The following is a 15,454-nucleotide window of genomic DNA, read 5'->3' as shown; positions in this document are numbered from 1 at the left end:
CCCGCACCCTGCGATCAGGATACGGACAGCCCACAACGATACGGAGTCCACACCGTGTTACGTCCGACACGGGCTCCGACGCGATGTCGGTCCAGTATCGAAGGCGTCTCGGTTGTGTCTCGGCGACGGTGTTCGGGGTCGGGTCGTGGCGGAACCTGCTCTGGGTCCTATCTCGGTGGTGCCTCAGAGGATTCGGACCAGGATCTCCGAATGACCCGCCCGGATGATGTCTCCGTCGGCCAGCTGCCAATCCTGCACGGGAGCACCGTTGACGGTGGTTCCGTTGGTCGAGCCGAGGTCGGACAGCATCGCGACCTGCCCGTCCCAGCGGATGTCGATGTGGCGGCGAGACACACCGGTGTCGGGCAGACGGAACTGCGCCTCCTGGCCGCGGCCGATGATGTTGTTTCCCTCGCGCAGCTGGAAGTGGCGTCCGCTGCCGTCCTCGAGCTGCAGTGTGGCCGTGAACGTGTGGCCGTCCGGTGCGTACGCCTGCTGATAGCCGCCCTGGTCGTAGTCGGCGTAGCCCTGGTCGTACCCCTGCTGGTCGTAGCCGCCCTGCTGGTAGCCGCCGCGGTCGTATCCCTGGTCGTAGCCCTGCGGCTGCTGGTAGCCGGCTTCGGCATACGAGCCGTCCGGGTAGCGGGCGGGCGCCTGCTGGTCGTAGCCGGCCTGCTGGTAGTCCTGCTGGTAGCCGCCCTGCTGGTAGTCGTAGCCGGCGTCCGCGGGCTGGTCGTAGGGAGCCTGGGCACCCTGCCCGTACGCAGCGTCCTGCGGGTAGCCGCCGCGCTGGTCGTCGGCGTACGGCTGCTGGTCGTAGCCGCCCTGCTGGTAGCCGCCGCGGTCGTAACCGTTCTGGTAACCCTGCGGGTACCGCTGGTCCTGACCGGCATGGGCATGACCGTTGCGCGCGTACTGCGGGTCGGGCTTGCGATTGCCCGCTGGTTCGCGGCTGGGGTCGTAGCCTGAATTCTGCGTCATGGGGCCAGCTCCTGGATTCGACGTGACGGGTACAAACGGTGCCTGTGGTCGCGGTGCGGGACCGCGTGGCGGTTCGGGTCGCCCCGGCGCGGCCGCATCCGGGCGGCCGGCATCCGGATCCACCGAACCCCGGGTGCGGAACTGCCCGGTGTGCAGTGAAGGCGACGGTTCGAACGCGACATGAATGGGACCATACGTCTGCCAGCCCTGGTCGCGAATGAAGTCTTCGAGGTGTCGGGCGAAGGCCTTGACCGTCAGGTCTCTGTCGGCGGCAAGTTCTTCGTGGTCCGAATTGTTGATGGAGATGACATAGCTGTTCGGCGCGAGCAGGTGCCCGCCGTCCAACTGCTGGATCCGGTCGGAAGCTTCCTGCTGAAGCGCAGCCTCCACCTCCTGAGGCACCACGCCGCCGCCGAACACCCGGGCGAACGCGTCGCCGACGGCTCCCTGGAGTTTCCGTTCGAAACGTTGAACTATCCCCATCGGAACCTCCTCACGGTGCCTGGCTGCCGGGGCCTTCTGTCGTCGGTGTGCGGTGGCTGTGGCGAGACACGTTCGTGTCGCGGCACCTCCGTGCGTGTATCCCACGGTACTGTCATTGCCTCGGGCCACGACACGGGTCTACGCCTTTGCATGATATCGGTCTTTCCCTGAACGGGTGTTTTTGTGGCCTTTCCGCGCCCTGACCTGTACGAATCGTGATTTCTGACGTCCTCGTGTTAATGTTTCCGGGTCGCTCGGGCGAGTGGCGGAATGGCAGACGCGCTGGCTTCAGGTGCCAGTGTCCTTCGGGACGTGGGGGTTCAAGTCCCCCTTCGCCCACCACACGCGATTCTCCGGAATCGCGACATCGAGGCCACGAACTCGCAAGGGTTCGTGGCCTCGTTTCGTTGGCTGTGCCAGTGCCGACCGGGGGCGGATCGGATCGCAGTCGACAGTGACGTGCGTGACGATTCCCTCCTGCGGTCCGCAGGTCGTGAAGGCACCGGTCGAGATCCCGGGCCTGATCGGGGCGGTACCGAATTCTGTCAGCCGCCGTTGCCCGCAGGGTGGTCCATCCCCACCCCAGGGTGGCTACCGGGTGCATCGACGCTGCCCGACGATGAAATAGAAGCCTCGTCACCGACCCGGGACCCGTCCTCTCGGTGGTTCGTGACGAATGACTCGAGTGTGAACCTGACGTCCGGCTTCCTCTGCTGGGTTTCTGCGAACGTCGAGAGTGGGTTGTATATGAGCATCAGCCAGGTCCGGGCCACCAGCTCGGCGAACGTCGGTGAATATGTCGGCTCCGTCGCGGCGACGGTGGAGGCGCTGTCGGTCGACTGGTGGTGCACGCCCGCCTTCGACGCGGTGGTGACGCTCTCCGCCGAAATCCCCTACTACCGTGGTCGGAAAGCAGTTCTGGCCTGGAACCGCACCTTCGGATGGTCGCTCGGCGTGCACGGCCTAACCCCCGGCAACGTGCTGGTGGTCGAGGGACTCGGACTGGGACCGGCACCGGATCCCGTCCGGTGCTCCGATCGGGTCGCCGAACTGATCGCCGAACTCGCCGACTGGGCTCCCCAGCGGTCCGGCGATCGGCCGTCCCCGCGCATCGTGCACGGCCCGCACGCACCGACCGGGTAACCATATTCGGGAAGTCGTGCGGCCCCGGCGTCCACGGGCTTGGATGTCGAAGTATGGACGGCAGGAAAGCCCCCGATCCGCTGCGCCTCGCGGCCGGTGCCGCCGCGACAGCAGGCGGGGCCTTGCAGCGCGTGATCGGATTCGGCATCGACACGGCGCGACGCCTGCCGGGAGTCGACCCGTTCCTGATCACCCTGGAGGAGCGCGGCACCGAGACACTGCGCAGCGCCGACGAACTCGCGGATCGGGTGCTGCACGCGGTGCTGCGGAGGATTGTGCAGGTCGCCCTCCAGGAGGTGGATCTCACCGCGATCGTTCGTGATCACGTCGACCTCGACGTCGTCGCCGAGGGTATCGACATCCAGCGCATCATCGACCGGGTCGACGTGGACGCCATCGCCGCCCGCCTCGACATCCCGCAGATTCTCGATCGCGTGGACATCGACGCCGTCGCCGCGCGGGTGAACGTGGATGCGATCGTCGACCGGGTCGACGTGGATTCCGTCATCGGCCGGGTCGACCTGGTGGTTCTGGCGGACACCGTGATCGAGGGCGTCGACCTGCCGCGGATCATCCGCGAATCGACCGACTCGATGTCCAACGAGGCGGTTCGTGGGGTCCGGACCCAGGGCATGCAGGCCGACGACGCCGTCGCCGGGTTCGTCGGCAAGTTGTTCGGGCGCGGGCACGAACCGGACGATGCATGAGTGCGCCGGCGCACCGTGCGGCCGGGATCGTCACCCGGGGTCTGGCCACCGGCATCGACCTGGCGGTCGTCCTCGCCGCGATGGGCGGCATCTACGTCGGCGCCCTGTTCCTGCGCTTGTTGTTCTCGCCGCAGGAGTTCTCGTTTCCCGACGCCAACGCCGTGCTTTCCGTGACGTTGTTCATCGTCGTGTCGGTGGTGTACCTGACGGTGTGCTGGGCGGTGAGCGGCCGCACCGTCGGTGCCGTGACGATGGGGCTGCGGGTGGTCAGTCGCAACGGTGAACTGATCGGCTGGCCGCGCGCCCTCGTCCGGGCGGTGCTGTGCGTGATGTTCGGTTTCGGATTGCTGTGGGCGGCGGTCGACCGGCGTCGACGCTCACTGCAGGACATCCTGCTGCGAACCGTCGTCGTCTACGACTGGGAGCCGGATCTGCACGCGGGCGAGCCGGAGGTCTGACGCCGCGCCGAATGTCGTAGCGGCTGCCTAGCATGGGGTCATGTACACGGAGCGGCGGTCGGTGTTCCCCGGCGCTGTGCTGTGGCAGAAGACCGCGGCCGGGGGTGAGGCCGCCATCCTGCCCGACGGTTGCATGGACCTCATCTGGATGAACGGCGACGTCGTCGTGGCCGGCCCCGACTCGCGGCCGTATCTCATGCGCAGCCGGGAGGGCGACCGCTATGTCGGATTACGTTGCTCCCCAGGCACTCTGCCGGACCTCCTCGGGACACCGGCCGAGGAGTTGATCAATCAGCGGGTGCCACTCGACGAGGTGCTGACCGACCGCGCCACCACGGATCTCCTCGGCCGGATCGCCGTCGACGCCGATCCCGGCCGGGCGCTGGAGGAGTTCGCGAGGTCCCGCCTGCTCCTCGGACCGTCGCCGGACGGCAGGATTCCCGTGATCGTGCGCCTGCTGGAGCAGCAGGCATCCGTCCGGGAGGTGGCCGACCGGATCGGTCTCGGTGAGCGCCAACTGCACCGCCTCTGCCGACGGCAGTTCGGTTACGGACCGAAGATGCTGGCCCGGATCCTTCGACTGCAGTCGGCGCTGGGGCTGGCGGGTTCCGCCGTTCCCGCGGCGCAGGCCGCCGGCATGGCCGGGTTCGCCGATCAGGCCCATCTGATCCGGGAGGCCCACGAGCTGACGGGCCGCACGTTCGGTCAGCTGGTCACGGCGTGAGCGCGGCGAACAGGTCGACGGAGTTGCCGTCCGGATCGTCGACCGTGGCGTAACGCTGACCCCACGGTGCGTCCCACGGCTTCTTCTTGCCGGTGTAGCCCTCGCCCGTGATCTCGTCGAAGAGGCTGTCGACGGCGGCCGCGGTTCCGCAGTCGAAGGCGAGGGCGATGCAATGCCCGCCCGTGGGTTCGGTCCAGTCGGGTGTGAACGAGCGGATGGTGTCGACCGTGTCCCACAGGAGGCGGATTCCGCCGGGTAGCGCGAACTCGACATGGGGCGCCTGGTCGGCGTCGGCGGGAATGTCGAGGCCGAGTCGCCGGTAGAACGCGAGCGACGCGGGCAGATCGGCGACGACCAGTTCGATGGCACTGAATGTTGCGGTCATACCGAGAACGCTAACGACCGTCGGCCGACCCGCATTGAAGGTTTCGGACATCGAGCGCCGGAGTCCGATTTCTACAATCACCGGTCCGGCACGCCGGGGATGCTGGGAGGCATGACCACCGAATCAACCCATGTCAGTGTGTTCATCGCCCGGACCGCCGCCGACGTGTACGCCTACGCGAGCGACCCCGCCAACCTCCCCGCCTGGGCGGCGGGTCTGAGCACCACCATCACCCGGGACGGCGACCGCTGGCTCGCCGACTCCCCGATGGGGCAGGTTGCCGTGACCTTCGCACCCATCAACGACTACGGCGTCCTCGACCACGACGTCACCCTCCCCGGCGGCGACACCGTGTACAACCCCGTCCGCGTCATCCCCGACGGCGACCACAGCGAAGTCGTCTTCACCATCCGCCGCCGCGACGGCGTCACCGCCGAAGAATTCGCGCAAGACATAGCAGCCGTCGGTACCGACCTGCAGAAGCTGAAGGGATTGCTGGAGGGGTGAGAATTTGGTACCGGCCGTCGCGTTTGCGCGCCAGTCGCCGACAGTTTCCCCCACGACAGCCCCCGATGTCGAATGTCCTCCCCGGCCGGAAGGGTACTGGACGCGCTCGCTCAGACCCGATCCGGACGACCTTCGGCCACCGCCGACGCCGCGGCGGACACCCGTTCGTACGCCATCCGGGTCTGCGGTGCCAGCCGCGCGTGATCGATGACGATGCCCATGCCCAGATGTTCGTCGTAGGGGATGGTTTCGATGCCCCACACCTGTCCGCCCAGGTATTGGCGGAGCAGGTCGACGTCCACCTGCCAACCGGTGGCGTCCTGGTTCGACACGGTGACGTCGGTGCGGGCGAGTCCGGGTTCGCCGAGCGTGTCACCGATCGACTGCAATGTCGCGCGCAGACGATTGAACGCGTCCGCACGGCACGGCACCACGAGGACGATGGGCGACGGAGTGGACAGTAGTGGCGCGAGGTACGCGGCGCGCAATCGGTGACCCAGGTCGTGGACGGCGCTCCCGCCGCGCGCACGCAGTGCCCCTGTGAGAGCGTCGAATTCACGATCTGTCGCGGTCTGATTCCCGATGCGGTTCAGGATGCAGGTTCCGGCGCTCGTGCGGGAGCAGTACCCGTCGAACACGTCGTCCGCGACGGGCCCGGCGGCCACCACCTGCTCGAGCCCGCTCACGGAGAGCACGGCGTCGGCGCCGCGTTCGGCGATGTCGCCGCCGGCGGGTGTCGCGTCCACGGCCACGACCGCGCCGCCCCGCACCGCCGCGGTATTCGCGAGCCCGAGCGCCGTCGTGGTGGCCCCGGCACCTCCGCACGCCCCGAGGACGAGGATCGACATCGGAAGTGGTTGCAGCAGTGTATCGTTCACTTCGCGTCTCCAATGGATGTGATGTAGGTGCGACCGTCGCGCTCGGCGGTGGTCACCACCTGCTCGTACCGAGTCGTCGACCCGTCCGGACGCAGCTCCGACAGCGTCACCGCGTAGCGGGCCGGTGCGGTCTCGGTGATGGCGAGGCAGTGCTCGGTGCCCTCCGGCACCGAGTCGATGCCGCCCTGGATGGTGTCGGCCGATCCGACCGGCGCGTCGGGCGCGACCACCACGCGGGCCTTGGCGCCGCTGCGTTCGGCGTAGTAGGCGTGGTCGAAGGCGAGGATCGCGGCCACGCCGTCGGAAGTCCCGCCGGGACCGTTGCCGACGACCGTCGCGCCGTCCCGGGATTCGACGCACCAGCCCGAATCCGCGGCGGCGACAGGGGATCCCCCGGAGTGCGAGGTGGACACGGCGACCACACCGGCGACGACGGCGATCACCGCGGCGGCCGCTCCGGCGGCGGCGAATGTCTGTCTGCCGCGACCGTCGCGCAGCGGTGGGATGGAACCGGACTCGTCGCCCGGAGTCAGCCACGTCGGAGCGGGAGGTTGTTCGGGTGCCGCTGCGGGAACGGTCGACCCCGGTGCCGGCGCCGACGCGAAGGGCGGGAACCAGTGCGAGAAGCGGTCGAGGGGTGCCCTGTTCGGCGGTTCGGTCACGGTTGAATCCTCCACACCTCGCTCCCTCGCGCGGAGCCGAGCCTTGCGGGCTCCACGCGAGGGAATCGGATCACACGTGCAGCGTTGCCTGGCTGCGTACGTTGACGCCGCCGATCGTGGTGGACGCTGGACCGCTGTCGGTCGACTGCAGCTGCGGGAGCTGCGGTGCGGGCAGCGACGCGATCGTCTCGACGAGCTGTCCGAAGGCCGGGTACCGGTCGGCCGCAGCCGAGATCGCGGCGGCGACGGGTGTGACGTCGACGGGCGCAGACCAGTTCGTGGGGTGCTCGGCGTCGGAATCGGCCGAGAACGCGGAGACGGTCGCGGCCGTCGGCGAGGACGGGTCGACGGCGATGCCCGCGGTGCCGGTGGCTTCACCGACTCGCCAGCCGATGGTGCCGACGTATCCCTCGGGGTTGCCGTACTGACGACCGTTGACGGCCATCGGCACCGCCCCGACCAGGGTGTCGGCGGCAGCGTTCACCTCGACCACCGGCTTCGGCACGGGCAGGGCGGGGGCGACCGGTGCCTGGTGCGCCCTCGGCATGTCGTCGGGGTCGATCCACACGGTCGCGGGCTGCTCGGCGGGTGCGGACTCCGCCGCGAGTGCCGATTCCTGCGCCGGGTCGGTGGCGGCCGGAGCAGCAGGCACAGCCGCCTCGCCGCCCGGGACCGCCAGCGGAGCCTGCAGGGGAGCGGGCGTGGTCGGGGCCGGAGCCGAGGGGTCGGTGACGCCCGGCTGCGACGTGCTGGGCGGGGTGGACGGCGGCGTCGGGACCGTCACACCGGGCTGCGACGTGGTGGGGGCGGCCGAGGGGTCGGTGACGCCCGGCTGCGACGTCGACGGCTGCGTGGTCGGCGCGGCGTGTGCCGTCGCGGCACCGAGCAGTGCGGCGGCGGACACCGAAATCGCGGCTGCCAGAGCGTGCATGCGGATTCTCAAGTCGGAACTCCTGAAGTCGAACGGACAGGTGATCGAACGGACTGGTGCTGATGGCGCAAAAGCAGGAGTGATGCAGATCAGAGGCACCGAAAGAGAGAAGCGAGCACAACAGAATGCGTCCACCGACGAGGTGGATGTGATGCTCCCCCGATGAGATACGTCCGTGCTGGCGGCACACTGCCGCAGCCGTCATTCACCGCCCCCATGACCGCCCCCGGTTCTTTCTCGTCCCCCCTACCGCGGCAAAGTACCAGACGGCCAGGCGTTCCCGCGCGCCCGGATTCCCGTCAGGCCAGGTCGCCGTCGCGCGGTGTGATGCCGAAAAGTGCGTCCCTGTACCAGGTTTCACTCAGGCGTCGCGGTGACCGGGCACCCAGCCGCGCCACGCCGTCGCACCTGTGTACGCGGGCTCGAATGCCTCGCCGAACAGTTGCCTGCGGGCGTGCCGAACGAGATGGTTCCGTCGGCGAGTCCGCCGATGCCGCCGCCGAGGACTGCTGCGGATTGGGTCATGACTCCGACCGCACTACGCCTGTAGTGAAACTTACTACCGCTGTAGTGTGGGGAAATGGCGGGAAAACGGGAGCAGGTGCTCGACGCGGCCATCGCACTTCTCGGCACGAAGGGTGTGCGCGCCCTCACGCATCGCGGGGTCGACGACCTGGCGGGAATGCCACAGGGGTCCACGTCCAACTACTTCCGCAGTCGGGGGGCGCTCCTCGACGGGATCGTCGCCCGCCTCGCCGAACGCGACCGGGAGGACCGGCAGACGTTCGCGCACCTCCGGCCCGGCAACGCCGAGGCACTGGTCGAGGCGCTGGTCGCCTACGTGAGATCTTCCACCGGCCCCGACCGGACCCGCACCAGCGCGCGCTACGCATTGTTCGTGGAGGCCTCGGTGACGCCGGGCCTCGACGAGAAGATCGGTGACGCGCGTCGCACCCTCGTGGAATGGGGTGCTGGCATACTGGGGGTCGTGGGATCGAAGAACCCCGCCGCCGACGCCGTCGTCGTCACCGACTACCTGGACGGTGTGATCCTTCATCAACTCACCGTCCCGGATCTCGATTTCGATCCGACTGCGGGAATTACAGCGGTGCTCGGCGCGCTCACTTAACATGTACTCAGTGCAGTCGGACGAGGTCCGCCCTCGACAATGCCCAGTTCAGAGGGTAAATAGGCCAACCTAAGTTGTGTTTCGTCGGGGGTTCTGAATTATCGTTTTCGTTACACGTTGGACCCACGAATGTCCGACCCGACCGAAAAGCCACGTCGCCTGGTGCGAGGACCACACCCAGCGTGCTGCAAAAGGGCGATAGCCGATCGGTGGTGCCGAGCACGTCGTGACGGCACCTGCATTGCAAGTTGATGGCCATCAGCGCTGCTGGTCGTCGGTGCATCTTTTGGCATACGAAGGCTAGGTATGAAGCAACTTCCAGGCCCCCAGGGGCTGTATCACCCGTCGAACGAGCACGATTCCTGTGGTGTCGCGTTCGTCGTGGACATGAAGGGCCGCCGCAGCAGGGACATCGTCGAGAAGGCGATCACCGCTCTGGTGAACCTCGAGCACCGTGGGGCCGCGGGCTCCGAACCCAACACGGGTGACGGTGCCGGCATCCTCCTCCAGGTCCCGGACAAGTTCTTCCGCGCCGTGGTCGACTTCCCGCTGCCCGCAGCAGGCACCTACGCCACCGGCATCGCGTTCCTGCCGCAGAGCAAGGCCGACGCGCAGCGCGCCGCCGACGCCGTCGAGAAGATCGTCGAGAGCGAGGGCCTGAAGGTCCTCGGCTGGCGTGAGGTCGCGACCGACGACTCGTCGCTCGGCGCCCTGGCCCGCGACGCGATGCCGACGTTCCGGCAGATCTTCATCGGCAGCGAGAACGACGCCCTCACCGGACTCGACCTCGAGCGTCGCGCCTACGTCATCCGTAAGCGCACCGAGCACGAGCTGGGCAGCGAAGGCGCAGGCAAGGACGGTCCCGGTCGCGAGACCGTGTACTTCCCGAGCCTGTCGAGCCAGACGTTCGTCTACAAGGGCATGCTCACCACCCCCCAGCTCAAGGGTTTCTACCTGGACCTGCAGGACGAGCGCGTCGAGTCGGCCCTCGGCCTGGTGCACTCGCGCTTCTCCACCAACACGTTCCCGTCGTGGCCGCTGGCCCACCCGTTCCGGCGCGTGGCCCACAACGGTGAGATCAACACCGTCACCGGTAACGAGAACTGGATGCGTGCCCGTGAGGCGCTCATCGACAGCGACATCTTCGGTGTGGCCGGAGAGGTTGGGCCCGGCAAGGATCGGCGCAGCCAACTCGAGAAGATTTTCCCGGTCTGCACGAAGGGCGCCAGCGACACCGCGCGGTTCGACGAGGTGCTCGAGATGCTGCACCTCGGTGGCCGCAGCCTGCCGCACGCCGTGCTGATGATGATCCCGGAAGCCTGGGAACGGCACGAGAGCATGGACCCCGCCCGCCGGGCGTTCTACCAGTACCACTCGTCGCTGATGGAGCCGTGGGACGGACCGGCGTCGGTGTGCTTCACCGACGGCACCGTCATCGGGGCCGTCCTCGACCGCAACGGCCTGCGCCCCTCACGCCTCTGGGTGACCGAAGACGACCTCGTCGTCATGGCCTCCGAGGTCGGCGTCCTGCCGATCGACCCGGCGACCGTCGTGAAGAAGATCCGGCTGCAGCCCGGCCGCATGTTCCTCGTCGACACCGCCGAGGGCCGCATCATCAGCGACGACGAGATCAAGTCGGAACTGGCCTCCGAGCACCCCTACCAGGAGTGGCTCGACCAGGGTCTGACCCACATGAACGACCTGCCGGACCGCCCGTACACGTACATGTCGCACGAGCGCGTCGTTCTGCGTCAGCAGATGTTCGGTTACACCAACGAAGAGGTCAACCTCCTCGTCAAGCCGATGGCGATCTCCGGTGCCGAGGCGCTCGGCTCCATGGGTACCGACACCCCGATCGCCGTGCTGTCGTCGCGGTCGCGCATGCTGTTCGACTACTTTTCGCAGCTGTTCGCGCAGGTCACGAACCCGCCGCTCGACGCCATCCGCGAAGAGGTCGTCACCAGCCTGGGCGGCACCATCGGTCCCGAGCACGACCTGCTGCACCCCACCGCGGAGTCCTGCCGGCAGATCTTCCTGCCGCAGCCGATCTTGCACAACGACGACCTGTCGAAGCTCATTCACGTCAACGACGACGGCGAATTCCCGAACTTCCGCAGCGTCATCGTCCGCGGTCTCTACCCGGTCGCCGAGGGCGGAGCGGGCCTGCGCAAGGCCCTCGACGACGTCCGCTACCAGGTGTCGGAGGCTATCGCCGGCGGTGCGCGCCTCGTCGTCCTGTCCGACCGTGAGTCGAACGAGACGTACGCGCCCATCCCGTCGCTGCTGCTGACGTCGGCTGTGCACCATCATCTGGTGCGCGAGAAGACCCGCACGAAGGTCGGACTCATCGTGGAGTCCGGCGACGCCCGCGAGGTGCACCACATGGCGCTCCTCATCGGGTTCGGTGCGGCGGCGGTCAACCCGTACATGGCCTTCGAGACCGTCGACGAGGCCGTCCGCAACAACGAGTTGCAGGGCGTCTCTCTCGACAAGGCCATCCAGAACTACATCAAGGCCGCGGGCAAGGGTGTGCTCAAGGTGATGTCCAAGATGGGCATCTCCACTCTGGCGTCCTACACCGGCGCCCAGCTGTTCCAGGTCATCGGCCTGTCGCAGGACCTGGTGGACGAGTACTTCACCGGGCTGAACTCGAGCCTCGGCGGCATCGGTCTCGACCAGATCGCCGCCGACGTCGCGGTTCGGCACGCCAACGCGTACCTGGACCGTCCCGAGGAACGCGCGCACCGCGAGCTCGAGGTGGGCGGCGAGTACCAGTGGCGTCGTGAGGGCGAGTACCACCTGTTCAACCCGGACACGGTGTTCAAGCTGCAGCACTCCACGCGCACCGGACAGTACGAGGTGTTCAAGGAGTACACGAAGCTGGTCGACGACCAGTCCGAGCGTCTCGCGGCGCTGCGTGGCCTCTTCGAGTTCAAGAAGGGCGTGCGCGAGCCCGTCCCGCTGGACGAGGTCGAGCCCGCCACCGAGATCGTCAAGCGCTTCTCGACCGGTGCGATGAGCTACGGCTCGATCTCGGCCGAGGCGCACGAGACCCTCGCCATCGCCATGAACCGCCTCGGCGGTCGCTCCAACTCCGGTGAGGGCGGCGAGAACCCGGCCCGGTTCACCCCGGACGAGAACGGTGACTGGCGCCGGTCGGCGATCAAGCAGGTCGCGTCGGGACGCTTCGGTGTCACGTCGCACTACCTGACCAACTGCACCGACATCCAGATCAAGATGGCGCAGGGAGCCAAGCCCGGTGAGGGCGGCCAGCTGCCGGCGCACAAGGTGTACCCGTGGGTGGCCGAGGTCCGGCACTCCACGCCCGGCGTCGGGCTGATCTCGCCCCCGCCGCACCACGACATCTACTCGATCGAGGATCTCGCGCAGCTGATCCACGACCTGAAGAACGCAAACCCGCAGGCCCGGATCCACGTGAAGCTGGTGTCCGAGGTCGGCGTCGGCACCGTCGCCGCCGGTGTGTCCAAGGCACACGCGGACGTCGTGCTGATCTCCGGCCACGACGGTGGCACCGGCGCCACCCCGCTGACGTCGATGAAGCACGCGGGCGCCCCGTGGGAGCTCGGCCTCGCCGAGACCCAGCAGACGCTGCTGCTGAACGGTCTGCGCGACCGCATCGTCGTGCAGGTGGACGGCCAGCTCAAGACCGGCCGCGACGTCATGGTCGCCGCGCTGCTCGGTGGCGAGGAGTTCGGTTTCGCGACCGCTCCGCTGGTGGTGTCGGGTTGCATCATGATGCGGGTCTGCCACCTCGACACCTGCCCCGTGGGTGTCGCGACGCAGAACCCGGTGCTGCGCAAGCGGTTCACCGGCAAGCCGGAATTCGTGGAGAACTTCTTCCTCTTCATCGCCGAAGAGGTGCGCGAGCTCCTCGCCGAGCTCGGCTTCCGCACCCTCGACGAGGCCGTCGGGCAGGTGGACGTCCTCGACACCACGAAGGCGCTCGAGCACTGGAAGGGCAGCAAGGCCGGAAACCTCGACCTGTCGCCGATCCTGCACGAGACCGAGTCGGCGTTCATGGACCAGGACCTGCACTGCACGGGCACCCAGGACCACGGCCTCGACAAGGCGCTCGACCAGCAGCTGATCGTCTCGAGCCGCAACGCTCTCGACAAGGGCACCAAGGTCACGTTCGAGTCGCCGATCACCAACGTCAACCGCACGGTCGGCACCATGCTCGGCCATGAGGTGACGAAGGCGTACGGCGGCGAGGGCCTGCCGGACGACACCATCGACATCACGTTCACCGGTTCGGCCGGTAACAGCTTCGGTGCATTCGTTCCCAGGGGCATGACCCTGCGCCTGCACGGCGACGCCAACGACTTCGTCGGCAAGGGCCTGTCCGGTGGTCGCCTCGTGGTGCGTCCGCCGCTGGAGACCGCGCCCGGGTTCGTCGCCGAGGACAACATCATCGGCGGCAACGTGATCCTGTTCGGTGCCACGAGCGGTGAGGCGCTGCTCCGCGGTGTCGTGGGCGAGCGATTCGCGGTCCGCAACTCCGGTGCCACCGCGGTGGTCGAGGGAGTCGGCGACCACGGTTGCGAGTACATGACCGGCGGAAAGGTCGTCATCCTCGGTGCGACGGGACGTAACTTCGGTGCCGGCATGTCCGGTGGCGTGGCGTACGTCTACAACCCGGACAAGGTGTTCGAGGACAACCTCAACACGGAACTGGTGGATCTCGAGGACCTGACGGGTGACGATTTCACCTGGCTGAAGGCCGCCATCGAGCGTCACCGCGATGAGACCGGCTCCGAGGTTGCGACGCGCATCCTCTCCGACTGGTCCCAGCAGGTCAATCACTTCGCGAAGGTGATGCCTCGCGATTACAAGAAGGTGCTATTGGCCATCGAGGCCGCGAAGAAGGATGGAAAGAACGTGGACGAGGCAGTGATGGAGGCAGCTCGTGGGTGATCCAAGCGGCTTCCTGAAGCACACGTCGCGCGAACTTCCGGTTCGCCGGCCGGTGCCGTTGCGCCTGCTCGACTGGAAAGAGGTGTACGAGGAGTTCTCGTCGGACACCTTGAAGTCTCAGGCCAGTCGGTGCATGGACTGCGGTATCCCGTTCTGCCACAACGGCTGTCCGCTCGGGAACCTGATTCCCGAGTGGAACGACCTGGTGTACAAGGACCGGTGGCACGACGGCATCGAGCGTCTGCACGCCACCAACAACTTCCCGGAGTTCACCGGGCGGCTGTGCCCCGCACCCTGTGAGGCGTCGTGCGTCCTGGGCATCAACCAGGACCCCGTCACCATCAAGCAGGTCGAGGTCGAGCTCATCGACCGTGCCTTCGACGAAGGTTGGGTCAAGCCGGTGCACCCCACCCGGTCGACGGGCAAGAAGGTCGCCGTCGTCGGTTCCGGTCCCGCGGGTCTCGCTGCAGCGCAGCAGTTGACCCGCGCGGGCCACTTGGTCACCGTGTTCGAGCGGGCCGATCGCATCGGCGGGCTCCTGCGGTACGGCATCCCCGAGTTCAAGATGGAGAAGCGGCACATCGACCGTCGCCTCGACCAGATGAACTCCGAGGGCACCGTCTTCAAGACCGGTGTGAACGTGGGGGTCGACATCACCGCGGACGCACTGCGCGCGCAGTTCGACGCCGTGGTCCTGGCCGGCGGTGCCACCGAGGCCCGTGACCTCCCGATCCCCGGTCGTGACCTGGACGGTATCCATCAGGCGATGGAGTTCCTGCCGATCGCCAACCGCGTGCAGCTCGGTGACCTGGAGAAGCCGACCATCACCGCGGAGGGCAAGAAGGTCGTCATCATCGGCGGCGGCGACACCGGCGCGGATTGCCTCGGCACCTCGCACCGTCAGGGCGCCGAGAGCGTTCACCAGTTCGAGATCATGCCGAGACCTCCCGAGACCCGCGCCGAGCACACCCCGTGGCCGACGTACCCGCTGATGTACCGGGTCGCGTCCGCGCACGAGGAGGGCGGCGAACGCCTGTTCTCCGTGAACACGGAACGGTTCGTCGGCGCCGACGGCAAGGTGACCGCACTGAAGGCCCATGAGGTCGAGATGAAGTCGGGCCGCTTCGAGAAGGTCGAGGGCTCGGACTTCGAGCTCGAGGCCGACCTCGTGCTGCTGGCGATGGGCTTCGTCGGACCCGAGAAGCCGGGCCTGCTCACCGATCTCGGCGTCGACCTCAACGAGCGCGGCAACGTCGCCCGCTCCGCGAAGTGGGCCACCAACGTCGACGGCGTCTTCGTGGCCGGCGACATGGGACGTGGTCAGTCGCTGATCGTGTGGGCCATCGCCGAGGGTCGTTCCGCGGCCGCCGCGGTCGATGCGTACCTCGAAGGGGAGTCGGCTCTGCCGTCTCCGATCGAGACCACCACCGCCCCGCAGCGGTAGCTGTAACTGCTCGTACAATCCGCACCCCGGTAGGTTTTCCTACCGGGGTGCCGGTTTATCGTGCGGAGGTCACGTTCGGTCGGTAAC

Annotated in this window: 13 protein-coding genes, 1 tRNA gene and 1 pseudogene; 9 read left to right on the top strand and 6 right to left on the bottom strand. The window is 67.7% G+C overall.

Features of this window, described 5'->3' with window-relative positions; genetic code table 11:
- Positions 1 to 183: 183 nt before the first annotated feature.
- On the bottom strand, positions 184 to 1,464 hold the full coding sequence (locus H0B43_RS17725; RefSeq protein ID WP_185726732.1) for an FhaA domain-containing protein: 1,281 nt from the start codon (positions 1,462 to 1,464) through the stop codon (positions 184 to 186).
- Between the two features lie 256 nt (positions 1,465 to 1,720).
- Here H0B43_RS17725 and H0B43_RS17720 point away from each other — a divergent pair.
- The 5 genes from H0B43_RS17720 (at position 1,721) to H0B43_RS17700 (ending at position 4,496) form a co-directional block, all read left to right on the top strand.
- Positions 1,721 to 1,806: transfer RNA gene (locus H0B43_RS17720), tRNA-Leu, on the top strand.
- 405 nt (positions 1,807 to 2,211) lie between these two features.
- Positions 2,212 to 2,607 (top strand): DUF6292 family protein, encoded by a 396-nt coding sequence (locus H0B43_RS17715; protein ID WP_185726733.1) that lies wholly within the window; start codon positions 2,212 to 2,214, stop codon positions 2,605 to 2,607.
- Between the two features lie 53 nt (positions 2,608 to 2,660).
- Positions 2,661 to 3,314: a hypothetical protein gene (locus tag H0B43_RS17710; RefSeq protein ID WP_185726734.1), complete on the top strand. Its 654-nt coding sequence runs from the start codon at positions 2,661 to 2,663 to the stop codon at positions 3,312 to 3,314.
- Complete coding sequence (locus H0B43_RS17705; RefSeq protein WP_185726735.1) at positions 3,311 to 3,772, top strand: RDD family protein; 462 nt, start codon at positions 3,311 to 3,313, stop codon at positions 3,770 to 3,772. The genes H0B43_RS17710 and H0B43_RS17705 overlap by 4 nt, the downstream gene beginning before the upstream one ends.
- Positions 3,773 to 3,812: 40 nt before the next feature.
- Positions 3,813 to 4,496, top strand: a complete 684-nt coding sequence (locus H0B43_RS17700) for a helix-turn-helix domain-containing protein (protein ID WP_185726736.1) — start codon at positions 3,813 to 3,815, stop codon at positions 4,494 to 4,496.
- On the opposite strand, the gene H0B43_RS17695 is transcribed toward H0B43_RS17700, so the two are convergent.
- Entirely contained in the window at positions 4,486 to 4,881 is a 396-nt protein-coding gene (locus tag H0B43_RS17695) for a VOC family protein (protein WP_185726737.1), read from the bottom strand. The genes H0B43_RS17700 and H0B43_RS17695 overlap by 11 nt on opposite strands.
- Before the next feature lie 111 nt (positions 4,882 to 4,992).
- Between H0B43_RS17695 and H0B43_RS17690 the strand changes: the two genes are divergently transcribed.
- The gene (locus H0B43_RS17690) at positions 4,993 to 5,388 is read left to right on the top strand and encodes an SRPBCC family protein (protein WP_185726738.1); all 396 of its coding nucleotides are present in this window, start codon (positions 4,993 to 4,995) and stop codon (positions 5,386 to 5,388) included.
- A gap of 110 nt (positions 5,389 to 5,498) precedes the next feature.
- On the opposite strand, the gene H0B43_RS17685 is transcribed toward H0B43_RS17690, so the two are convergent.
- From H0B43_RS17685 to H0B43_RS42855, 4 genes and pseudogenes are all read right to left on the bottom strand, one after another.
- On the bottom strand, positions 5,499 to 6,266 hold the full coding sequence (locus H0B43_RS17685) for a hypothetical protein (protein WP_185726739.1): 768 nt from the start codon (positions 6,264 to 6,266) through the stop codon (positions 5,499 to 5,501).
- Positions 6,263 to 6,928, bottom strand: coding sequence for a hypothetical protein (locus tag H0B43_RS17680; protein WP_185726740.1), 666 nt, complete (start codon positions 6,926 to 6,928; stop codon positions 6,263 to 6,265). The genes H0B43_RS17685 and H0B43_RS17680 overlap by 4 nt, the downstream gene beginning before the upstream one ends.
- Positions 6,929 to 6,998: 70 nt before the next feature.
- Entirely contained in the window at positions 6,999 to 7,859 is an 861-nt protein-coding gene (locus tag H0B43_RS17675; RefSeq protein ID WP_185726741.1) for a glycoprotein, read from the bottom strand.
- 305 nt (positions 7,860 to 8,164) lie between these two features.
- A pseudogene (locus H0B43_RS42855) lies at positions 8,165 to 8,310 on the bottom strand (aromatic ring hydroxylase); the annotation flags it as partial.
- A 129-nt stretch (positions 8,311 to 8,439) separates the two neighbouring features.
- Here H0B43_RS42855 and H0B43_RS17670 point away from each other — a divergent pair.
- From H0B43_RS17670 to H0B43_RS17660, 3 genes are all read left to right on the top strand, one after another.
- Positions 8,440 to 8,988, top strand: a complete 549-nt coding sequence (locus H0B43_RS17670) for a TetR/AcrR family transcriptional regulator (protein WP_185726742.1) — start codon at positions 8,440 to 8,442, stop codon at positions 8,986 to 8,988.
- 306 nt (positions 8,989 to 9,294) lie between these two features.
- The gene (gene gltB, locus H0B43_RS17665) at positions 9,295 to 13,923 is read left to right on the top strand and encodes a glutamate synthase large subunit (protein ID WP_185726743.1); all 4,629 of its coding nucleotides are present in this window, start codon (positions 9,295 to 9,297) and stop codon (positions 13,921 to 13,923) included.
- On the top strand, positions 13,916 to 15,367 hold the full coding sequence (locus H0B43_RS17660; protein WP_185726744.1) for a glutamate synthase subunit beta: 1,452 nt from the start codon (positions 13,916 to 13,918) through the stop codon (positions 15,365 to 15,367). The genes gltB and H0B43_RS17660 overlap by 8 nt, the downstream gene beginning before the upstream one ends.
- Positions 15,368 to 15,454 lie beyond the last annotated feature (87 nt).

The organism is Rhodococcus sp. 4CII (assembly GCF_014256275.1).
Taxonomy (GTDB): Bacteria; Actinomycetota; Actinomycetes; order Mycobacteriales; family Mycobacteriaceae; genus Rhodococcus_F; species Rhodococcus_F wratislaviensis_A.
This window is presented reverse-complemented; position numbering and strand designations above follow the sequence as displayed.